General features: G+C 65.8%; 17 protein-coding genes. 6 read left to right on the top strand and 11 right to left on the bottom strand.

Features of this window, described 5'->3' with window-relative positions; translation table 11 throughout:
• Positions 1-12: 12 nt before the first annotated feature.
• Positions 13-1167 carry an adenosyl-hopene transferase HpnH gene (gene hpnH, locus QCE69_RS28485; protein ID WP_309934320.1) on the top strand — a complete coding sequence of 385 codons (1155 nt, stop codon included), beginning with the start codon at positions 13-15 and terminating at the stop codon, positions 1165-1167.
• Between the two features lie 390 nt (positions 1168-1557).
• Here hpnH and QCE69_RS28480 read toward each other — a convergent pair whose 3' ends face one another.
• Together QCE69_RS28480 and QCE69_RS28475 are read right to left on the bottom strand one after the other, a co-directional pair.
• Positions 1558-1752 carry a YbdD/YjiX family protein gene (locus QCE69_RS28480; RefSeq protein WP_309925499.1) on the bottom strand — a complete coding sequence of 65 codons (195 nt, stop codon included), beginning with the start codon at positions 1750-1752 and terminating at the stop codon, positions 1558-1560.
• A 10-nt stretch (positions 1753-1762) separates the two neighbouring features.
• Positions 1763-3847 carry a carbon starvation CstA family protein gene (locus QCE69_RS28475; protein WP_309934318.1) on the bottom strand — a complete coding sequence of 695 codons (2085 nt, stop codon included), beginning with the start codon at positions 3845-3847 and terminating at the stop codon, positions 1763-1765.
• Positions 3848-4009: 162 nt separating this feature from the next.
• Here QCE69_RS28475 and QCE69_RS28470 point away from each other — a divergent pair, with 162 nt between their 5' ends.
• Positions 4010-5416: a cache domain-containing protein gene (locus QCE69_RS28470; protein WP_309934317.1), complete on the top strand. Its 1407-nt coding sequence runs from the start codon at positions 4010-4012 to the stop codon at positions 5414-5416.
• Complete coding sequence (locus tag QCE69_RS28465; protein WP_309819115.1) at positions 5406-6044, top strand: response regulator transcription factor; 639 nt, start codon at positions 5406-5408, stop codon at positions 6042-6044. The genes QCE69_RS28470 and QCE69_RS28465 overlap by 11 nt, the downstream gene beginning before the upstream one ends.
• A 4-nt stretch (positions 6045-6048) precedes the next feature.
• On the opposite strand, the gene QCE69_RS28460 is transcribed toward QCE69_RS28465, so the two are convergent.
• Entirely contained in the window at positions 6049-6666 is a 618-nt protein-coding gene (locus tag QCE69_RS28460) for an ABC transporter substrate-binding protein (protein WP_309934316.1), read from the bottom strand.
• Between the two features lie 263 nt (positions 6667-6929).
• Here QCE69_RS28460 and QCE69_RS28455 point away from each other — a divergent pair, with 263 nt between their 5' ends.
• Both QCE69_RS28455 and QCE69_RS28450 read left to right on the top strand, forming a co-directional pair.
• Positions 6930-9596 carry an MMPL family transporter gene (locus tag QCE69_RS28455; protein WP_309934314.1) on the top strand — a complete coding sequence of 889 codons (2667 nt, stop codon included), beginning with the start codon at positions 6930-6932 and terminating at the stop codon, positions 9594-9596.
• Between the two features lie 47 nt (positions 9597-9643).
• A complete protein-coding gene (locus tag QCE69_RS28450; RefSeq protein WP_309934313.1) occupies positions 9644-10579 on the top strand; it encodes a VacJ family lipoprotein in 936 nt (311 codons plus the stop codon).
• Positions 10580-10625: 46 nt separating this feature from the next.
• On the opposite strand, the gene QCE69_RS28445 is transcribed toward QCE69_RS28450, so the two are convergent.
• From QCE69_RS28445 to QCE69_RS28410, 8 genes are all read right to left on the bottom strand, one after another.
• Entirely contained in the window at positions 10626-11099 is a 474-nt protein-coding gene (locus QCE69_RS28445) for a hotdog domain-containing protein (protein ID WP_309819108.1), read from the bottom strand.
• A 128-nt stretch (positions 11100-11227) separates the two neighbouring features.
• Positions 11228-11884: a phosphorylase gene (locus tag QCE69_RS28440; protein ID WP_309927474.1), complete on the bottom strand. Its 657-nt coding sequence runs from the start codon at positions 11882-11884 to the stop codon at positions 11228-11230.
• Between the two features lie 53 nt (positions 11885-11937).
• Entirely contained in the window at positions 11938-13917 is a 1980-nt protein-coding gene (gene shc / locus QCE69_RS28435; protein WP_309934311.1) for a squalene--hopene cyclase, read from the bottom strand.
• Positions 13914-15215 (bottom strand): hydroxysqualene dehydroxylase HpnE, encoded by a 1302-nt coding sequence (gene hpnE / locus QCE69_RS28430; RefSeq protein WP_309934310.1) that lies wholly within the window; start codon positions 15213-15215, stop codon positions 13914-13916. The genes shc and hpnE overlap by 4 nt, the downstream gene beginning before the upstream one ends.
• Positions 15215-16063, bottom strand: a complete 849-nt coding sequence (hpnD, locus tag QCE69_RS28425; protein ID WP_309925480.1) for a presqualene diphosphate synthase HpnD — start codon at positions 16061-16063, stop codon at positions 15215-15217. Before hpnD ends, hpnE begins: the two co-directional genes overlap by 1 nt.
• Positions 16064-16300: 237 nt before the next feature.
• Positions 16301-17242, bottom strand: coding sequence for a diguanylate cyclase (locus QCE69_RS28420; protein ID WP_309819098.1), 942 nt, complete (start codon positions 17240-17242; stop codon positions 16301-16303).
• A gap of 18 nt (positions 17243-17260) precedes the next feature.
• Positions 17261-17881, bottom strand: coding sequence for a chemotaxis protein CheC (locus QCE69_RS28415; RefSeq protein WP_309935398.1), 621 nt, complete (start codon positions 17879-17881; stop codon positions 17261-17263).
• Positions 17882-17900: 19 nt separating this feature from the next.
• The gene (locus QCE69_RS28410) at positions 17901-18269 is read right to left on the bottom strand and encodes a response regulator (RefSeq protein WP_309819094.1); all 369 of its coding nucleotides are present in this window, start codon (positions 18267-18269) and stop codon (positions 17901-17903) included.
• Positions 18270-19073: 804 nt separating this feature from the next.
• Between QCE69_RS28410 and QCE69_RS28405 the strand changes: the two genes are divergently transcribed.
• Positions 19074-21350 (top strand): response regulator, encoded by a 2277-nt coding sequence (locus QCE69_RS28405; RefSeq protein ID WP_309925478.1) that lies wholly within the window; start codon positions 19074-19076, stop codon positions 21348-21350.
• Positions 21351-21396: the final 46 nt, after the last annotated feature.

Genomic DNA, 21396 nt, shown 5'->3' with positions numbered 1-21396 from the left:
GAGAGCAGGCAATTGTCTATTCCCATGCTTCAGAAGGCGCGTGTCGGCGCCTACATTTTCAAGCAGCACTTGAGCCGCAACAAGCGCTATCCGCTCGCGCTGATGCTCGAACCGCTGTTCCGCTGCAATCTCGCCTGTAACGGCTGCGGCAAGATCGACTATCCGGATCCGATCCTGAACCAGCGCCTGTCGCTGGAAGAGTGTCTCGGCGCGGTCGACGAGTGCGGCGCGCCGGTCGTTTCCATTGCAGGCGGCGAGCCGCTGCTGCACAAGGAAATGCCGCAGATCGTCAAGGGCATCATGGCGCGCAAGAAGTTCGTGTATCTCTGCACGAACGCGCTGCTGATGGAAAAGAAGATGGACGACTACGAGCCGAGCCCGTATTTCGTCTGGTCCGTCCACCTGGACGGCGACCGCGAGGCGCACGATCACTCGGTGTCGCAGCCGGGCACGTATGACAAGGCGGTCGCGGCCATCAAGGAAGCGAAGCGCCGTGGCTTCCGCGTGAACATCAACTGCACGCTGTTCAACGACGCCGAGCCGGAACGTGTGGCGAAGTTCTTCGACACGCTGGGCCCGATCGGCGTGGACGGGATCACGGTGTCGCCGGGCTACGCGTATGAACGCGCGCCGGACCAGCAGCACTTCCTGAACCGCGACAGGACCAAGACGCTGTTCCGCGAAATTTTCAAGCGCGGCAACAACGGCAAGAACTGGTCGTTCAGCCAGTCGACGCTGTTCCTCGACTTCCTCGCGGGCAATCAGACGTATGAATGCACGCCGTGGGGCAACCCGGCGCGCACGGTGTTTGGCTGGCAGAAGCCGTGCTATCTGGTCGGCGAAGGCTACGTGAAGACCTTCAAGGAGCTGATGGAAACCACCGACTGGGACAAGTACGGCACGGGCAAGTACGAGAAGTGCGCGGACTGCATGGTCCACTGCGGCTTCGAAGCGACGGCCGTGATGGACACGGTGGCGCATCCGCTCAAGGCGGCGAAGATCGCGCTGCGAGGTCCGCGTACGACGGGCGCGTTCGCGAAGGACCTGCCGTTCGACAAGCAGCGCCCGGCTGAATACGTGTTCTCGAAGCATGTGGAGATCAAGCTGGAAGAGATCGGACGCATGCAGAAGAACAAGGGCGCGAAAACGGCGGCTGTGGCGAATTAAGGCGGCTGCGTACTCGTCAGAGTGGAAGGCGGATGACGATGAGTCATCCGCCTTTTTTCGTTTCTTTCGCTTTCTGGTTTTGAGCGCGTTCCAGTCTTCGAGGCTCACGGGTTTGAATGGGTCGATATGAAACAGAACACTTCCCCGCAACTCCTCAAGCGGCGAGAGAGTCCTTGCTCGCCCAAGGCTCGCTGGTTTTACGCTGTTCAAACTCAGACTTTGCAACTGCTCCTCCAAGACTCCGATTAGAACCATTCCGAACAAAGTCTAAGAGAACTGTTTCGTCGTTTATGGTGGCAAGCGCGTCATAAATTGTGCGAGAGACGCAAAACAAAAACGCGACGGCTCATCACCGTCGCGTTCTCTTCAACACCGAAGCAGCCCCTCACCTCAACAACACTTCCCCGCCCCCGTCCCGTACCTCGCTTCCTGCCGCTCGCGAAAAAACTCCGCATACGACATCACCGCCTGGTCAGGATGCGTCGCCTGCATGTGCGTGACGTAGGCATCGTAGTCCGGCATCCCGACCATCAGGCGCATTGCCTGGCCGAGATACCGTCCCGCTTGTCGAAGATCGTCGAACATCACCGCGTCCTCAATGTCCCGAGCGCACTGCCGCGCCCGCACCCGAAGGCATCGGCTCGAACGGCGTTTCGCGCACCGTCGGACGGGCTTCGCGACGCGCACGCAGCACCGCCATCACGCCGTACACCGCGATGCTCAACACCACGAAGATGAACAGGCCCGCAAGCGCCGCATCGACATAGTCATTGAAGATGATCCGCTGCATCTCCGGCAGCGACTTGGCCGGCGCCATCACCTTACCCGCGTCGTAGGCGTCGCGCAGCTTGCCGGCGTGAGCGAGGAAACCGATCTTCGGATTGGCATCGAAGATCTTCTGCCAGCCCGCGGTCAGCGTGCAGATCAGCAGCCATGCGGCCGGCACGAGCGTCACCCATGCATAACGCTCGCGCTTCATCTTGAACAGCACAACAGTGCCGAGGATCAACGCGATACCCGCGAGCATCTGGTTCGAGATGCCGAACAACGGCCACAACGTATTGATGCCGCCGAACGGATCGACCACGCCCTGATACAGGAAGTAACCCCAGGCGGCCACGCACAGCGCCGTCGCGATCAGGTTGGCCGGCAGCGATTCCGTGCGGCGCAGCGCCGGATGGAACGTGCCGAGCAGGTCTTGCAGCATGAAGCGGCCGGCACGGGTGCCCGCATCGACGGCCGTCAGGATGAACAGCGCCTCGAACAGGATGGCGAAGTGATACCAGAACGCCATCATCGCCTCGCCGCCGATCACCTGGTGAAGAATGTGCGCCATGCCGACCGCGAGCGTCGGCGCGCCGCCGGCCCGCGCGACGATGGTGGTCTCGCCCACCGCCTTCGCCGTCGAGGTCAGCATGTCCGGCGTCAGCATGAAGCCCCATCCCGATACCGTCTGCGCGACCGCTTCCGGCGTGCTGCCCAGCAGCGCGGCCGGGCTGTTCATCGCGAAGTAGATGCCCGGCTCGATCACGCAGGCGGCGACCAGCGCCATGATGGCGACGAACGATTCCATCAGCATCGCGCCATAGCCGATGAAGCGCATGTTGATTTCGTTGTCGATCATCTTGGGCGTCGTGCCCGACGAGATCAGCGCATGAAAACCCGATACGGCGCCGCATGCGATCGTGATGAAGAGGAACGGGAACAGATTGCCCGACCACACCGGACCGCTGCCGTCGACGAACTTTGTGAACGCCGGCATCTTCAGTTCGGGCGCGACGATCAGGATGCCGATCGCGAGGCCCACGATGGTGCCGATCTTGAGGAAGGTCGAGAGATAGTCGCGCGGCGCGAGCAGCAGCCACACCGGCAGGACGGAAGCGATAAAGCCATAGCCGACCAGGATCCACACGAGCTGCGTGCCGGTGAACGTGAACCACGGCGCGATGGCCGGCGAAGCAGCGACGTGTCCGCCGAACGTGATCGCGAGCATCAGCAGCACGAAGCCGACGATGGACACTTCGCCGATCCGTCCCGGACGGATATAGCGCGTGTACAGGCCCATGAAAATCGCGATGGGAATCGTCGCCGCAACGGTAAAGGTGCCCCACGGCGAATTCGTCAGCGCCTTCACGACGATCAGCGCAAGCACCGCGAGAATGATCACCATGATGAGGAACGTGCCGAACAGCGCGATCACGCCCGGCACGGTGCCGAGTTCCATCTTGATGAGATCGCCGAGCGAGCGTCCGTCGCGGCGCGTCGAGATGAACAGGATCACGAAGTCCTGCACCGCGCCCGCGAACACGACGCCGGCCAGAATCCACAGCATGCCGGGCGTGTAGCCCATCTGCGCGGCCAGCACCGGACCGACCAGCGGACCCGCACCCGCGATGGCCGCGAAGTGATGTCCGAACAGCACGTATTTGTTGGTGGGAACGTAATCGAGGCCGTCGTTGTGACGAACGGCGGGCGTCATGCGCAGGCCGTCGAGTTGCAGCACCTTGCCCGCAATGAAACGCGAATACAGCCGGTAAGCGATGAGATAGACACAGACCGCCGCGATGACGATCCACAGTGCGCTGATGCGTTCGCCGTGCGCGAGCGCGATGGTGCCGAATGCGAACGCGCCCAGCAGCGCGAGCGCAATCCAGACCAGGAATCCTGAAGCCCGATTCATGGCGTCTCCTTGTTTGTATGACCTTGGGAGCCAGGCTCCGTGGTCGTGCCATGCGCCACGATGACGCATTGGGCGGTAGTATTCGCTTTCGCCGGAACGCTTACAAGCGCATGACTACGTACGCGCGCTGCGTGCCTTCACGTAGCGGAAAACCCTGTTGCAATGAATCTCAAGGTCAAAATCTTCCTGCTCGCCATCGTGCCGTTCGCGCTCGCGATCGGCGGCATCACCTACGGCGTGCGGCAGCAGGCGCAGTCGCTCGCGCAGGTTCAGCACGCCACCACGCAGGCCGCGTACGTCTCGAGCAAGGAAATCGAGCTGCGGCATTACGTCGAGATCGCGAAGAGCACGATCGCGCCGTTCTATGACCCGCCCCCCGGCGACCCGCGCAGCGACGAAGAACGCCGCCGCCTCGCACTCGACGCGCTGCAACGGCTCGACTTCGGCCAGGACGGCTATTTCTTCGTCTACACGATGCACGGCCTGTCACTGATGCATCCGCGCCAGCCCGATCTCGTCGGCCGCGATCTATGGCTGATGCGCGATCCCAACGGCGCACTGACCATTCAGGAACTCGTCCGCCAGGCGTCGCAAGGCGGAGGCTATGTGCGCTACCTGTGGCGCAGGCCATCGACGGGATTGCTCGCGCCCAAGCTCGGCTATGTCGTGCCGCTCGAACGCTGGGGCTGGATGATCGGCACCGGCATCTATCTCGAAGACGTGGAAACGACGCTCGCGCGCATCGACGACCGCGCCGCCTCGAATATCGCGCGCACGCTGACGTGGATCGGCGTCATTGCGCTGGCCGCGCTCGCCGTCATCGCGATCTGCGCCGCCGTGCTCAACATCAGCGAGCACCGCAGCGCCGACGCCAAGCTCAGGCGCCTCGCGCGGCAAGTGGTGGAATCGCAGGAACAGGAACGCGCGCGCCTCTCGCGCGAATTGCACGACGGCATCAGCCAGATGCTGGTATCGGTGAAGCTGCTGCTCGAATCGGCGCTGGCCCGCTTCGAACGCAGCGCGGCGCGCGAACCCACCGCGGAAGCCGCGCTCTCGACCGGTCTCGGGCGGCTCGCCGGGACGCTGCGCGAAGTGCGGCGCATCTCCCACGCGCTGCGCCCCGCGATGCTCGACGACCTCGGCCTCGCCGCCGCGCTCGAACAACTCGCGCGCGAATCGAACGGTCAGGACGGCATCGAAGTGCTTTTCGACTCGACCGGCACGGGCGAAAGCCTGCCGGACACTGTCAACACCGTGCTGTTCCGGATCGCACAAGAAGCGCTCAACAACATCACGCGGCACGCCAAGGCGTCGCGCGCGCAATTGACGCTTGCCGTCGCGAGGCACGCGGTGACGCTCGACATCACGGACAACGGCGTCGGCTTCGACGTGCCCGCCGTGCTGTCCGATCCCATGCGCGGCCTCGGCCTGCGCAACATGCGCGAGCGGCTCGATACACTGGGCGGTGCGCTGCGCATCGACTCGCAACTGGGCCGTACGGTCATCGTCGCGAGCGTGCCGCTGCCGCTCGCCGCACCCAATCTCCAAGGACACGCCGATGAGCGCTGAACCCGCCCGCCTGATTCTCGTCGACGATCATCCGCTGGTGCGCGACGGCCTGCGCGCGCGCCTCGATTCCGTACCGCATCTGCGGGTGATCGGCGAAGCGGGCAATGGCCCGGATGCACTGGCCCTCGCCGCCGACGAGGCGAATCCGCCCGATCTCGTGCTGATGGACGTGGGCATGGCGGGCATGAGCGGGATCGAGCTGGCGGCGCGCTTCCACGAGCGCTTTCCGGACATTCGCGTGCTGATGTTGTCGATGCACGACAACGTGGAGTACGTCATGCAGGCAGTGCGCGCGGGCGCGAGCGGCTATGTGCTGAAGGATTCGCCGGCGACGGAAATCATCCAGGCCATCGACGCGGTGCTCGCCGGCCGGACCTTCTTCAGCGCCGGCGTGGCGGCGCGCATGATCCAGGCACGTTCAATGCAAACCCCGCTCGAACGCCTGACGCCGCGCGAACTCGAGATTCTCGACGCGCTGGCGCAAGGCCTCTCGAGCAAGCAGATCGCGCAACAGCACGGGCTGTCGGTGCGCACGGTAGAAACGCACCGGCTGAATTTGAAGCGCAAACTGGATATAGACGGCCAGGCCGAGCTGATCAAGTTCGCGGTAGAGCACCGCCGACGCTAGCGCGTCAGCCCGCCGAACGGGCGTTGTGCTCGGCGAGGAACTTGATCAGGGCATCGACGCCGCCCTTCTGCAACTGCCCCGCGAATTGTTGCTGATAGACCTGGATGAGCCACGCGCCCATCATGTCGATGTCATAGATTTTCCAGCCCTGCGGGGTCTTCTGCAGACGGTAGCGCACCGGGTTGTCGCCGCCCGTGGAGATGACGTGCGATTCGACCACCGTGTCCTTGGTATTGGCATCGATGTTGGGCGAGTCGAACTTGAATTTCACTTCCTGGTCGCGCAGTTGCGACAGGGACGCCGCGTAGGTGTGGACCAGCAGCGTCTGGAACTGGTCATACAGCTGCTTCTGTTGCTCGGGCGTGGCGCTGGCCCAGGCCTTGCCCACCGCGATGCGCGTCGTGCGCTGGAAGTCGGTGGCGGGCAGGAAGCGGGTCTGGACGAGCTGCGTGATCTTCGCCATGTCGCCGCCGCGCGCCTGCGGGTCGGCCTTCATCGCGTCGACCGTGCCCTCCACCGCGTTCCTGACGACGGCATCGGGACTCGTTTGTGCGGCTGCCTCGCCCGTGAAGGCCACCGAGGCAAGGAGGAAAGCGAAGCAAATGGACAGATAGCGTTTCATGGCACCCGTTCTCTGATCTGGTTTGTTGGCGTGGGCTCTACGGCCCTGGACGTTGCACAAGGCTGCCGCCGGCTGGTGCAGCAAGTATATCGACACCGCAGCGCCGCGACAGTTCAAGCGCGGACAGTGCTGAAGCGCCCGCTATACTTGCGCGGCACACCGCGTCGTTTGATCGGGGCGATGCGCTTTCCGGCGATCGGCATCATGCACTTCGCGCGTAGCAGCAATGCGCAAAAATAACAGGACACACAGGTAGCGTCTTCATGCTGACGTCCAACATTACTCGTTTCGTCACCCTCGCCATCCGCCGCCCGGCCTGGATTATCGCCGTTTCGCTCCTGCTCGGCGTGTTGAGCACGATCTACGTCGTTCATCATTTCAAGATCAGCACCGACGTCAGCCAGCTGATCGAGACCGAACCCGAGTGGGCGGCGCGCAGCAAGGCCATCGACCAGGCCTTTCCGCAGCGCGGAGCCACCTTGCTTATCGTGGTGGAAGCGCCCGCGCAGGAGTTCGCCGACGCCGCCGCGAACCAGCTCGCCGCCGCCCTCGCCAAGGAACCGGAGCGCTTCAAGTCGGTGTCGCAGCCTTCGGGCGGCTCGTTCTTCGAGCACGAAGGCCTGCTCTACCTGCCCGTCGACAAGGTCGAGCAAGTGACGAAGCAGCTCGTCTCGGCGCGTCCGCTCATCAACACGCTTGCCCACGACCCGACGCTCACCGGTCTCGCGCAGACGCTCAACACCACGCTCAACCTGCCGCTGACGCTTGGCCAGGTCAATCTCGGCCAGATGGCCGGCCTGCTCGGCCATGCCAACACCGTGCTGACACACGTGCTGGCCAATCAACCGGCCGCGTTCTCTTGGCGCCAACTGGCGGATTCGGGTTCGTCGAACAAGGATGCGCCGGGACGTGCCTTCATCACCGTCCTGCCCGACCTGGACTTCAACGCGCTGAAGGCGGCGGCGGGCACATCGGACGAGATCCGCGCGAAAGCCGCCGAACTTGGCCTCGACAAAAAGTATGGCGCCAGCCTGCATCTGACCGGCGCGCAGCCGCTCGCCGACGAGGAATTCGCATCCGTGCAGGACGGCGCCGCGCTCAACGGCGTGCTGACCTTTCTGGTCGTGCTGATGATCCTGTGGGTCGCGCTGCGCTCGAAACGCATGATTCTCGCGGTGTTCATCACGCTGTTCGTCGGCCTGGCGATCACGGCCGCGCTCGGTCTCATGATGGTCCACGCGCTGAACATGATCTCGGTGGCGTTCATGGTGCTGTTCGTCGGGCTGGGCGTGGATTTCGGCATCCAGTTCGGCGTGAAATACCGCGAGGAGCGCTACAAGCACAAGCGGCTCGACGTCTCGCTCGCGGAAACCGCACGCCATGTGGCCGTGCCGCTGACGCTCGCCGCCACCGCGACCGCCGCAAGCTTCTTCTCGTTCCTGCCGACCGCCTATCGCGGCGTGTCGGAACTGGGCCTGATCGCGGGCGTCGGCATGTTCGTCGCGTACCTCACCAACATGACGCTGCTGCCCGCGCTGATCAAGGTGTTCGCGCCGCCGGGCGAGGCGCACTCGCCGGGCTTTCCGGTGCTCGCACCCGTCGATGAATTTCTCGACAAGCATCGCAAGCCGGTGCTGATCGGCACGCTGGTCGTGGTGATCGGCGCGCTGCCGCTGCTGTTCAACCTGCGCTTCGACTTCAATCCGCTGCATCTGAAGGATCCGCACACCGAGTCGATGGCAACGCTGCTTTCGCTCAAGGATTCGCCCGAAGGCGCGGTCAACGATGTCGCGGTGCTGGCGCCCTCGCTTGCCGATGCCGACCGTATTGCCGCGAAGCTGGACAAGCTGCCGGAAGTCGGACGCGCGACCACGCTGTCGTCGCTGATCCCCGGCGACCAGCCGCAAAAGCTCGCGCTCATCAAGGCTGCCGCCGACCAGCTGTTGCCCGCGCTCGATCAGCCCACGGCCGCCCCGGCGACGGACGAGATCAGGGTCGCGGCGCTGAAGCGCGTGTCGAGCCAGTTGTCGCTCGCGGCCGACGAGCATCCCGGCCCCGGCGACAAGGAAGCGAAGCAGCTGTCGCAGACGCTCGCGCAGCTTGCCCAGGCTGATGCCGCTACCCGCGACCGCGCCGACCACGCACTGGCCGACCCGTTGCGCATCGCGCTCGCGCAACTGCGTTCGCTGCTGACGCCCAGCGAAATCACTCGCGCGAGCCTGCCCCCGCAGATGGTCGAGACCTGGGTGACGCCGCAGGGACAGGCGCTCGTCGACGTCTCGCCGAAGATTCCTCCCGGCGCCGATCCGAACGACGACGCGCTGCTCGCCCGCTTCGCCGATGCTGTCCAGAAGGCCGAGCCGGACGCGATCGGCGGGCCGATTTCGGTGCGCCATTCGGCGGAGACCATCATCAAGTCGTTCCAGCAGGCGGCGCTGTACTCGCTGGCCGCGATCACGGTGCTGCTGTGGATCGCACTTCGCCGTTTTGGCGACGTTCTGAGAACTTTGGTACCGTTGCTCGTTTCCGCGATCGTGACGCTGGAGCTGTGCGTTGTCTTCAGGATGCCGCTCAACTTTGCGAACATCATCGCGTTGCCGCTCATGCTGGGCGTGGGCGTCGCGTTCAAGATCTACTTCGTGATGGCGTGGCGCTCCGGCCAGACGCGCCTGCTGCAATCGAGTCTCACGCACGCCGTGATGTTCAGCGCGGCCACCACCGCAACCGCATTCGGCAGCCTGTGGTTCTCGCATCATCCGGGCACCTCCAGCATGGGGCGGCTGCTGGCGCTGTCGCTGTTTTGCACGCTGGTCGGCGCCGTGGTCTTCCAGCCGGTCCTGATGGGCAAACCGCGCCGCATACGCGCCGCGGACCGGGCCAGGCTGCGCGCGGCTCAACGGCATGACAACCTAAGAGGAATTGAAGAATGAAGTCGGGATCGACGGCGTTGACCCCTCGCGCAGTGCGCAACCTGGGAATGGGACTGGCAATCGCGGGCATGCTCGCCACCAGCGGCTGCGCAACCGGCCCGGACCGCAATCCGCGCGATCCGCTCGAGCCGATGAACCGCAAGATCTTCACGTTCAACGACACGCTCGACACCTACGTGGCGAAGCCCGTCGCGCAGTTCTACGTGGATTACACGCCGAGCCCGTTCCGCACCGCCGTCAGCAACTTCTTCTCGAATCTCGGCGACTTCTCCAACTTCGCCAATAACCTGCTGCAGCTGAAGATCACCGATGCCACGGAAGATCTGATGCGCATTGCGATGAACTCGGTGTTCGGGATCGGCGGGCTGATCGATATTGCATCGCCGGCGGGCCTGCCGAAGCATCACCAGGATTTCGGCCTGACGCTCGGGCACTACGGCGTGCCGTCGGGTCCGTATCTCGTGCTGCCGCTGCTCGGCCCGAGTTCGTTCCGCGACTCGACCACCTGGCTGGTCGACTGGCGCGTGAATCCGATCAGCTATACCGATGCCGACATCCGCTGGCCGCTGTACGGCGTGAATTTCGTCAGCGCGCGGGCCGATCTGATCGGTGCGACCGACCTGCTCTCGGCGGCCGCGCTCGACAAATACGCTTTTGTCCGCGATGCCTACACGCAGCGCCGCCAGTACCTGCTGACTGGCGGCGGCGCGTCGACGCTGCCTGACTACGGCGACGAAGGCGCGAGCGCGCCGGAAGGCGCCAGTGCGCCGCCGGGACAGAGCGGCGGCAGCAGCCAGGAGCAAGGCTTGCCGACGTATGACGATCCGGGCGCGGCCGGAGCGGCCGGGGCGCCGGCGGGCGGCGTCGGCGGCAAGTCGCCCGCGCCTGCGGAAAATGCGCCGCAGGGCGCGCCGTCGCCCAGTTCGAGCAAGGGGCAAGGCCTGCCGCAGTACGACGATCCAGCGGCACAGCCCGCCAAGTAAGTCACTCCAAACGAAAATGGGCGCCGTTCGACGGCGCCCATTTCATTCAGTGTGCCGCTTCCTCGGCCTGCGCTTCGAACAGATCATCTCCCGACATGGCGGGCGCTTCGACCGGGCCCTGATCGCGCCGATAGGCTTCGAACAGTTCATCGGCATAGCGGATTTTCGTGCGGCCGTGCGGCGCGGGCTCGCCCTGCTGGTTCAGGTTCACGAACACCATCTTCTCGACCGTCAGGATGCTCTTGCGGGTGATCTTGTTGCGCACTTCGGCGCGCAGCGTGATCGACGTGCGGCCGAAATGCGTCGCCGCGATACCCAGTTCGATGATGTCGCCCTGCCGCGCCGAGCTGACGAAGTTGATCTCCGACATGAACTTGGTCACGACGCGCTGATTGTTCAGCTGTGAAATCGCGTAGATGGCGGCTTCTTCGTCGATCCAGCGCAGCAAGCTGCCGCCGAACAACGTGCCATTGGGGTTCAGGTCTTCCGGCTTGACCCACTTGCGAGTATGAAAATTCATTTGATACCTCACTTTCTGCTACTTGCGCCGCGATCTCGACCGAAATCTACGCGCGCGGGTGATTAGGGTTTTCCCTGATTATATCGAGATAGGTGTTAACCCGCAGAAAGCAAGAAATAAAGGAAGCTTCAGTTGCAGGCGAGCGCCCGCGCCGTTACGAGCGCACGGCGAGCCTGAACGAGGGTGTTGCGGGCATCGCGGGCGTCGCCGGCGAGGCGCAGCAAGCCGCCCAGTTGCGACGGCTGGCGCAGCAATTCACGCAGGATCGGACCGATGGCCGTGGTTCCGTCGTCCCGCAGGCCAGCCATGGCGGCGGGCGGCAGGCTGCGCCATGCCGGATCGACGATCGCGCGGCACACGGCGAACGGCAGACCCCGCGCCTGGGCCATGCTGCCGGCCACGTGCGATTCCATATCGACGGCCAGTGCGCCTGTCGCGCGATGCAGCGCCTGTTTTTCGGCTTCGCCCGTCACCGGCGCGGCAACGCCGGCCATGGGGCCGCGCCGCGTCAGACGCTCCACGGGTGTTCCCGCCAGCGCCGCGACGATGCGCGCGGACCAGGCGGCATCGGTCGGCACTTCACCAAGCGGCCCGCAGACGCTATCCGCAATGATCAACGCGCCCGGCGCGAGATCCGGCGCCAGACCGCCCGCGGTGCCGAAGCTGATGATGCCGGAACAGCCGCGCGCGATGGCCTCGGACAGCGCGCGTTCGAGCCAGTCGCTGCGCGCCGCGAACACGACGTCCACGCCCTGCCCGCGCACGATCTTCGCCTCGAACGCCATGCCGGTCACGGCCACGACGGGCTTGCCGGCAGAAGCACGACCCGCGTCTGCGCTCACATCGCCGCCACGACGCGCGTGAGACCTTCGCGCGTCAGATTGCGGTAGCGCGCCAGCGCCCACAGCGGAAAGAACTTGCGATAGCCGTGGTAGCGCAAATAAAACACGCGCGGAAAGCCGGTCGCGGTGAAGCGCGTCTCGTCCCACAGGCCGTGCGCCTGCTGCGTGCGCATCAGATAGTCGACGCCGCGCGCGACCGCCGGATGCTCCACCAGCCCAGCCGCCATCAGCCCGAGCAGCGCCCAGGCCGTCTGCGACGCGGTGCTGATCGCCGGCTCGTAGGCGTAATAGTCGAGCTTGTAGCTCTCGCCGTCCTCGCCCCAGCCGCCATCCGCGTTCTGGATGCCGATCAGCCAGTCCGCCGCGCGCTTCATGCGCGGGTCCGTCGGCGCGACGCCGGCGGCGTTGAGCGCGCACATCGCCGACCAGGTGCCGTAGATGTAATTCATGCCCCAGCGTCCGTACCAGCTGCCGTCGCGTTCCTGGTCATTGACGATGTACTCGAACGCACGGCGCGCAGGCTCGCTGTTCAGCGCGGTTTCGCCGAGCTGCGCGAGCATCGACAGACAGCGCGCCGAGACATCGACGGTCGGCGGATCCAGCAGCGCGCCGTGATCCGAGAACGGAATGTTGTTCAGGTAGAACTGGGTGTTCTCCGGCTCGAACGCGCCCCAGCCGCCATCGCTGCTCTGCATGCCGACGACCCATTCGCGCGCCCGGGCAATCGCCTCGCCGTACATGGCCGTGCCGTTTTCGCGATCGGCGCGCTCCATCGCCATCGCGACCACCGCGGTATCGTCGACATCCGGATAGTGCGGATTGGCGAACTGGAACGCCCAGCCGCCCGGCCGCACATGGGCGCGACGCGAAATCCAGTCGCCGCGCACGTCGAGGATCTGCAGCGGCACCAGCCAGTCGAGACCGCGCTTCACCGCCGCGCGCGCCTTCGGCATGCCGGTTTCGAGCAGCGCGTGCGCCGCCAGCGACGTATCCCACACCGGCGACAGGCACGGCTGGCAATACGCTTCGCCGTCGTCGGCGGGATCGACGATCAGCAGCTTGTCCAGCGACTTGCGGGCAATCGCGCGGTTCGGATGCTCGGGCGGATAGCCGAGCACGTCGTACATCATCACCGAGTTGGCCATCGCCGGGAAAATCGCGCCGAGACCGTCCTCGCCGTTCAGCCGTTCATCGACGAAACGCACCGCTTCATCGATGGCGCGCTCGCGCCCGCCCTTGGGCAGCAGCGGATCGGCGACGCGCAGCAGCGAATCCACCACGCGGAAGAACGCGAACCAGCCGCGCTTCTGATGCCCCGCGCGCGCCGGCATGCCGGTATTGACCGGCGGATTCGCAAACACCTCGTCGATGCGCACGCCGCGCGGATTGCGCGCCCGCGGACGCTTGGCGTTGAGCACGAGCATGGGCACGATCACCGTGCGCGCCCAGTAGGACACCTTCGACAGATGGAACGGGAACCACATCGGCAGGCGCATGATCTCGACGGGCATCATCGGCACCGCGCGCCACGACACCACGCCGAACAGCGCCAGCAGGATGCGCGTGAACACGTTGACCTTCTCGGCGCCGCCGGCGGCGAGGATCGCGCCGCGTGCGCGCTGCATGTGGTCGGCGTCCGGCGAATCGCCGATCATCTTCAGCGCGAAATACGCCTTCACCGTGGCGGAGACGTCCATCCTGCCGCCGTCGAACAGCGGCCAGCCGCCGTCTTCGCGCTGGATGCGGCGCAGATAGCGGCCGATCTTCGCTTCGAGCGTCAGGTCCGCGGTCTCGCCGAGGTAATGCACGAGCAGCACGTATTCGGCGGGAATCGTCGCGTCCGCTTCGAGTTCGTAGAGCCAGTAGCCGTCAGGATGCTGCCCCGCGAGCAGCGCGTCGGTGGCCTGGTTGATCGCGGTATCGAGTGTCGATTTCGAAGCCTGCGCGCCCACGGCCGACAGGGACAAGTCGTTCATCTGCGTTCCATCGATGGGTTCAGCAGCGCATCCGCGGCCTTCTGGCCGGAGCGGATCGCGCCTTCAATCGTCGCGGGCAGGCCGGTCGCCGTCCAGTCGCCCGCGAGTGTGAAATTGGGCCAGCGGGTGCGCGTCGCGGCCCGCAAGCCTTCCTGCGCGGGCACCGCGGCAAAGGTCGCGTGCGCCTCCGCGACGACCTGCCAGGGCGGCATGAGTGCGGCCGGCAGGCGCATCGCCCGGGCAGCTTCCTGCCACGCGGTCCGCGCCAGTTCCTCGTGCGGCGTCGCGAGCCAGCGGTCCGCGCTCGCGAACGTCACCGTCGCGCGGCCATCGGCGACGAACAGCCAGTCCGACTGGCCGTTGACCAGACACGTCAGCGGCTCGAAGCCGTGTGGCGCATCAGTCGCGAAATGCACGGTGACGATGGCCCGCGACGCGTCCGGCGCGCTCAGGCCCGGTACGAGCCGGCGCGCTGCGGCGGGCGGCACCGCGAGCACGACGCCGTCTTCCGGCGCGAGCGCCAGCGGCTCCGCCGCGCCGTTCAGGCTTCCCGGCGCACGCTCGAAAGCCAGCGAGCTTACACGCTCATTCGAATCCGTGCCTGTTACCCCGATGCCCGCCACCCGCACGCCCAGCCGGATATCGGCGCCGCCATACTGCAGGAGCCGCAGAGCCGGGTCGACGAACGCGTGCGACAAGCCGCTCTTCGCCACCAGCGGGCGGCACGCGTGGCCACCGGCCGCGACGGTCTCGCGCAGCAGGCCGGCTGCCGTTTCGGCGCTGGCCTCGGAGGGATCGGCGTTCATCATGGCGCGCAGCAGCGGCCGCGCCAGCAGATCCCACGCGCGATCCTTCCTGCGCAGTGCGTCCTCGACGGTGCGCCCCGGACGCAGGAAGAACAGCGGCAGCAGCGACAGATAATCAGCGGGCTGGGTGCCGGGCACGCGCGCGTGGGCGTCGAAGATCCAGCGCGGCAGCCGCCCCGGCGACATGCGGATGGACCAGGCGTCGCCGCTTGCGGTATCCCGGAACGAATAGTCCGCGTGCGCCGGCCCGGTCAGCGCATCCGTCGCGCCGATCGCCCGCAGATACGCCATCGTCGATTGATTGCCGGATAGCAAAAGATGATTGCCGTTATCGAGCGTTGCACCGAGTTTGGCATCGAAGAACGAGCGGCAACGACCGCCGGCAAACGCCTCGGCCTCGTGCAGCACGACGCGTGCGCCGCGCCGCTGCGCCTGGACCGCCGCCGCGAGACCGGCCACGCCCGCACCGATGACGTGGACCCGCCGGGACATCAGATCAGATTGCGCGCCACGATCCACAGCAGGCGCGAACGCGGCGTGCGCACGCGATTGCGCGGCAGGTCGAAGCCGCGTTTCAGGTTGGCGTCAAGCACCGTGCGATACGCGGCCGACATGATGCGCGGCGCGCGCACCTGGGCGCGCGGCGAGGCGGCCATGATCGCGTCGGACTGGGCGTAGTGGCTCCTGGCGCGCTCGGCGAGGACGGCGCAGACGCGCGGCAGACGGGCGTCGGCGACGATGCTCGCCGCGTCGCTCGTGGAAATGCCTTCGCGCGCGAGCAGTTCGCGCGGCAGGTACACGCGGCCGATGTCCGCGTCTTCGTCGATGTCTCGCAGGATGTTGGTCAGTTGCAGCGCCCGCCCGAGATGGTGCGCGAGGCGCCGGCCGGCGTCCTCGTGCATCCCGAAGATCCTCACCGACAGACGCCCCACGGCGCTCGCGACACGGTCGCAATAGAGGTCGAGCGTGGCTTCGTCGGGCGCGACGATGTCGCCGGCGGCGTCCATCGCCATGCCGTCGATGACGGCCTGGAAGTCGTCGCGGGACAGCTGGAAAGCCTGGATGTGCTGCGTGAGCGCCTGCAGCGACTGTTTCGGCGCGCCCGCATAGCAGGCGTCGATGTCTTCGCGCCAGCGGTCGAGCGCAATCGCGCGCTCGCGGCGCGGCAGGGTGCCTTCGTCGGCGATGTCGTCGACCGCGCGGCAGAAGGCGTAGATCTGGTACATCGCGTCCCGCTGACGGGCGGGAAGGATGCGCATCGCCAGATAGAACGAGCTGCCCGACGATGCCTTGGCGGCGTCGGGCGCGGGTTCTTCAGCGACGATGTTGGAAACGGCCAAGACGGACTCCGCTGTGGCGCCCCCACGGGCAAATTTAGGGATCGGGCGCCGGCTTCGGAAACAGCCCGATGCGCGCGGAACAACCTGGCGCTTGTGTGATACCGGGGGCTGATCGGAAAGGAAGGCCGGCGCGAACCGGCTGCGACTGCGCCGGAAAGCGGCTCAGAGTATATCAACAGTTTCGACGGTTGCGCCCGGGCCGCGCCGGGCGGCCGGCGCGGCGCGCGCGGCAGGGCGTCAGGCGAACCCGACCGCCCGATTGCGCCCTTCCCGTTTGGCCGTGTAGAGCGCCGCGTCGGCCTCGTTGATCAGCGCCTCGTAGGACGACGTCACGCCCGCGCGGGCACGCGCCGCCCCGACGCTCGCCGTGACCGGCACGCACGCGCCCTGCACGTCCACGGGCGTTTCGCCGATTGCGCGGCGCACCTTCTCGGCAACGATCATCGCGTCCTCGAAGTTCGTGCACGGCAGCAGCAGCGCGAATTCCTCGCCGCCGAAACGCCCGAACACGTCCTGCACGCGCACGCTCCGGGCGACGCGCTCCGCCATCACGCGCAGCACGGTATCGCCGACCAGATGGCCCAGGTCGTCGTTGATACGCTTGAAGTGATCGAGGTCGAACAGCAGCATCGACAGCTCGCCGCCGTAGCGTTGCCAGCGCTGGAATTCATCGCCCAGGCGCAGTTCGAAATAGCGCCGGTTCGCGATGCCCGTGAGGCCGTCGCGGTCGGCGAACTCCTGCAGCTTCGCCACGGCTTCGTCGCGGGCGCGCTGCATCATGCTCGCGTGCGTGGCGTCGGAAATCGTCACGCAGACCGCGCGCACCTCGCGCTCGTGCGTGAGCGGCATGAAGGTGCAGTCCTGCTGCATGTAGTCGACGCCGCCCGTGATGGGCCGGTCGTGATCGAACTTGAAGAGATACGGCCGCTGCTCCCACGAACTGAACGTGAAACTGCCCAGCTGGAACACGCTTTCCACCTTGCGCGTGAACCACACGCGCGGCAGTTCCGGAAAGCTCAGGAAGATGGACTTGCCGATCACCTGCTCGGCGGTCTTGCCGCTGTGATCCGCCATGAAGCGGTTCCACATCAGCACGTTGAGATCGCGGTCCAGCACGAAGATGCCGAAACCCACGCGCTCGATCACCAGTTCACTCAGCACGTGTCTCAGTTCGTTCATGCCCGGATCCTGGCTCGTTCAGAGACTTGAGAGAAGCGCGTCGAGCGCTTCGTTCATGTGCGCGATGGCGTCTTCGGCCATCAGCATCACGAGATGAGCGCGGAAGCTTTGATCTTCCAGCGCGAAATTCACTTCGAGCAGCAGCGCCGTTTTCCACGCGAGCATCGCGGGCTGGAACACTTCGTCGAGCCCGATGTCTTCGCCGAGCATTCCCGGCGGCGAAAAGATGGGCGAACGCCCCAGCTGGTCGAGAATGCACGACACGCACGCGCCCATCAGCACGGTCGCCACATCGAAGACGAGTTCGGTGCGGGTGGTCGCTTCGTAGGTGGACTGCGTGTAGGGATCGTCGACGAGCGCGCACAGCTGCTCGACGCTGGCGCTCTTGCAGAGCACGATGGCCTCGCCCTTGATGTCGGAACGAAAGCCCTGGCGCACCGCCGTGACCGTATCCGTGATGCCGGTCATCTCGCTCAGCGCGGCGGACGCGTCGGCCACGCTCACCACGCGCACGCGCGGCACGGAAAGTTCGATGAACGTTCCGAGCAGCTTCGAGAGGCGCGTCGCGGCCTGGCCCATCGCCATGTTGGCGACTTCCTGGAGCGCATCGCGCTGATCTTCGTTCAGGGCTTCGCTCAGGGCTTCGTTCGGGGCGGTATCAACCATGGATGCCGTACTCCTTCAAAACGGGACGCAATGCCTCGGGCGTCACCGGCTTCGGCAGGAATGCGATCGCGCCGAGCGCGCGAACCCGCTCCTGGGCGAGCGGCTGCACATCGGCGGAGACGACGATCACAAAGGTATTCAGATCCTCGTGCTGCAGGGCGTCGAGCACCTGATAGCCGGTCATGTCGGGCATCGTCAGGTCCAGGAACATCACCGAGGCGCGGCCCGCCCGATAGTGCTCGAGCGCCTCCCGCCCATTGGTGGCGTAGGAAATCTCGACGTCCCAGTCCGGCGGCAGCGCGCGCGTCAACACCTTGCGCGCGAGCAGGGAATCATCGGCAATGACAATCGGCAACGGCATGGGCGGCGGCGTGGTTAGGCGGTTTCGGGCTGAGGACATTCATGTCGTCCGACACGGCATGCACTCGCATTTCATTACGGCATCCAGCGAGCGATCTTTAAGAAGGCACTTCATGGATTGACAGATGCGCAGGCCCTGGCGCGGCGGCCGGAGGAACGCTGTCGGCGGGAGAGGTCGTCGGCGATGAGCCAGGCGCGCCGCATATGGGCGTAAGCGCGCCAGCCGGCAGGCGTGCGCGGCGCAGCGGCCATGTGCATGGGGCGCGCGGCGGTGTGGGTCTCGAACGGCGTCATGTTGCCTGCCCCCTGCATGATCCGGCTGGTGGACGGACCGTGGCCTTTTGTCCCTCGTCTGGTCGCGTGGCTCGGCGGCTTCCGCCTTTCGAGCCCGTTGTTTCCCCCGTACGCGCCGCGAGGCTGCTTGTTCTCCGAGACGCTCTGATGGCGAATACGTCGGAGGATTGCATTGTCTGACTATCAGAATGTCAAAGCAACTCGGTGGATAGCGCGGCGAGGATTATATCGGTACAAGTTGAACTTGTATGAGATGATTCATCTCATACGTTCGTAATGACGTGAAGTTGTGACTTTTGTGTACGTTTGCGCTGCCCATAATCTCGCTAAGTTGCCGGCCGATTCATGGCTGTCGGCTTCTGACTTGTACAAGTGCGGGGCACCCGCGGCATGTTTCGTGCATGCTTCTTGTGGTTGGGCCGTCGAAACGACGGTGTGACGGCCGTTCTGCCCGCTTGCACGACACCTGGGCGCCTCTTGCCCGGGTAAAGTTTCCAACTCGCTGCCAAAAATGACGTTGCAACGTGACGAGTCCGACGCCGGACCTGCCGCCGACACGCGGCAGGACGAATCGCCGCTGCCGGCGATTCCTGAGCGCAACTTCGCCGCGCAGCGCATGACGCTGTACGCGCTGCTGGTCGCCGCCATCGTGCTGCCGTGCGTCTATGTCGCGGTCATCGCGTGGACCAGCTATCACGAGCGCGTCGCCAACGCTTCCGAACTCGTCACCCGCACCGCCCGCGTCGCCGAGGAGCACGCGCTCAAGGTATTCGACCTCAATGTCACGCTCAATGCGCGCATCGTCGATCTGCTCGACGACCTCGACGCCGGCGCCATCCGCCGCGATGGCGCCGTCCTGCATCAGCGCTTGAAAGGGATCGCCGGGGCGTATCCGCAAGTGGCCGCGGCGTCGGTGTTCGGGGCCGACGGCGCCCTGCTCGCGACCAGCCGCACGTTTCCCACGCCCGACATCTCCGTCGCGACCCGCGACGACTTCACCGGCGTGCGTGCGGGGCAGCAGCTCGCGCAGATTTCCCGCGTGATGACGGGACGCGTTGCGGGCGAACAGGTCTTCAATACGGCCGTTGCGCGCACCACGCCGGCGGGCAAGTTCGACGGCATGGTGTCGATCGCGCTGCGTCCGGCCTATTTCTCCGATTTTTATCGCGAGCTGATCGGCGAGAATCCGAGTGTGTCGCTCGGCCTCGCGCGCACGGACGGCGAAGTGCTCGCGTGGTATCCGCCGCGTCCGCCCGACCGCATGTCGCTCGCGCCCGCCTCGCCGCTGCGCGATGCCTATCGCGCGGGACTCCGCAGCGGCGTCGTGCGGATGGTGTCGGGACTCGACAACCAGCTGAAAATCGTCGCGTTCCGCCGGATCGGCAACTATCCGCTGTATGTGTCGAGCGGCTTTCCCGTCGCGACCATCTGGTCCGACTGGTACAGCCATCTCAGCGTGCTCGCGCTGTCGATCTTCGCGCCCTGCATCGTCCTGTGGGGCGTGATCGCGCAATCGCTGCGACGACTCGCCATCGAGGAGGAAGCGTGGGAACGCTGGCAGGCGGAAGCGTCGATGCGCCGCTCGATCGAATCCGCCTACCGTCAGGCGCGCAAGATGGAAGCGCTCGGCAATCTCGTCGGCAGCGTGGCGCACGACTTCAATAATCTGCTGATGATCGTCTCGACCAATGTGCAGATCGCGCGGCGGCGCGGCGCACCCGGGCTCGACCGCGAACTCACGGCCATGGAACGGGCGCTGAAGAGCGGCCAGTCGCTGACGCGGCAGTTGCTCGGCGTCGCACGCAAGCAGCCGTTGCGCAGCGAGACGATCACGCTCGGCAAATGGGTGCCGTCGGTGCGCGAGCTGCTGCGCGCCTCGCTCGGCGCGAAGGTGGCGTTGAACGTCGATGTCGCGCCGGACGTCTGGCCTGTCCGTGTCGATCCGGCCGAGCTGGAGCTGGCGCTGATCAACGTCGCGGTGAATGCGCGCGATGCCATGCCGAACGGCGGCACCTTCACCGTGCGCGCGGACAACGTGCAGTTCCGCCACGAAGACGGCTTTCCGATCACCGGCGACTTCACGCGGCTGGCGCTGGACGACACCGGCGTCGGCATGAGCGCCGAGGTGCTCGGGCGCGCGTTCGAGCCGCTCTTCACCACCAAGCCGAAGGGCATGGGCACGGGGCTCGGGCTGCCGCAGGTCTTTGCGTTTTGCGAACGCGCGGGCGGTTTGGCGACGATCGACAGCGCGATCGGCGCGGGCACGTCCGTGCGCCTGTTCCTGCCGCGCGCCGCGGCGGCCGCGCAGGGCGGGCCGGTTCCGGGACAGGCGGCGGTCGCGGCGGAAGCGGAGGGTTTGCGCGTGCTGCTGGTCGAGGACAACGAGGAGGTCGCGGCCGGCACCGAGGCGCTGCTGACGATGATGGGCCACCAGGTCACCTACGTCTTCAACGCCGATACCGCCGTGACCGTGCTCGACGCCGCGCGCACGCAGACGCCCGCTGATTTTCCCTTCGACGTCGTGCTGTCCGACATCCACATGCCGGGGCAGATGAATGGCATCGACCTGGCGGAACGGTTGCAACGTTTCGAACCGCAGCTTCCGGTGATTCTCGTCACCGGCTACGCCGAGGAACTGGACCGCGCGCGGCAGGTGGGCGCGCGCGTGCTGTCGAAGCCCTTCGACATCGCCTTGCTGGATTCGCTGCTGCGCGCGATCCGCGCCCGCACGCAGGGCGTGGATCTTTCCTCTGCCGGCGAGTGGGATGTGCGGTCCGTCGATCGTTGAAGCACGTCTCCAAAGTCGACTTTTTGCACACGACATTGTAAAAGCC

This window comes from Caballeronia sp. LZ032 (assembly GCF_031451315.1).
Lineage (GTDB): Bacteria > Pseudomonadota > Gammaproteobacteria > Burkholderiales > Burkholderiaceae > Caballeronia.
Note: the sequence above shows the minus strand (reverse complement) of the source record. Positions and strands in the feature narration are given on the sequence as shown.

Bases quoted from the DNA above. Each gene is read 5' to 3' on its own strand.
- QCE69_RS28480 (WP_309925499.1), bottom strand. From the start codon at position 1,752: ATGTTCGACGATCTTCGACAAGCGGGACGGTATCTCGGCCAGGCAATG.
- QCE69_RS28475 (WP_309934318.1), bottom strand. From the start codon at position 3,847: ATGAATCGGGCTTCAGGATTCCTGGTCTGGATTGCGCTCGCGCTGCTG.
- QCE69_RS28470 (WP_309934317.1), top strand. From the start codon at position 4,010: ATGAATCTCAAGGTCAAAATCTTCCTGCTCGCCATCGTGCCGTTCGCG.
- QCE69_RS28465 (WP_309819115.1), top strand. From the start codon at position 5,406: ATGAGCGCTGAACCCGCCCGCCTGATTCTCGTCGACGATCATCCGCTG.
- QCE69_RS28460 (WP_309934316.1), bottom strand. From the start codon at position 6,666: ATGAAACGCTATCTGTCCATTTGCTTCGCTTTCCTCCTTGCCTCGGTG.
- QCE69_RS28455 (WP_309934314.1), top strand. From the start codon at position 6,930: ATGCTGACGTCCAACATTACTCGTTTCGTCACCCTCGCCATCCGCCGC.
- QCE69_RS28450 (WP_309934313.1), top strand. From the start codon at position 9,644: ATGGGACTGGCAATCGCGGGCATGCTCGCCACCAGCGGCTGCGCAACC.
- QCE69_RS28445 (WP_309819108.1), bottom strand. From the start codon at position 11,099: ATGAATTTTCATACTCGCAAGTGGGTCAAGCCGGAAGACCTGAACCCC.
- QCE69_RS28440 (WP_309927474.1), bottom strand. From the start codon at position 11,884: ATGGCGTTCGAGGCGAAGATCGTGCGCGGGCAGGGCGTGGACGTCGTG.
- shc (WP_309934311.1), bottom strand. From the start codon at position 13,917: ATGAACGACTTGTCCCTGTCGGCCGTGGGCGCGCAGGCTTCGAAATCG.
- hpnE (WP_309934310.1), bottom strand. From the start codon at position 15,215: ATGTCCCGGCGGGTCCACGTCATCGGTGCGGGCGTGGCCGGTCTCGCG.
- QCE69_RS28420 (WP_309819098.1), bottom strand. From the start codon at position 17,242: ATGAACGAACTGAGACACGTGCTGAGTGAACTGGTGATCGAGCGCGTG.
- QCE69_RS28410 (WP_309819094.1), bottom strand. From the start codon at position 18,269: ATGCCGTTGCCGATTGTCATTGCCGATGATTCCCTGCTCGCGCGCAAG.
- QCE69_RS28405 (WP_309925478.1), top strand. From the start codon at position 19,074: ATGACGTTGCAACGTGACGAGTCCGACGCCGGACCTGCCGCCGACACG.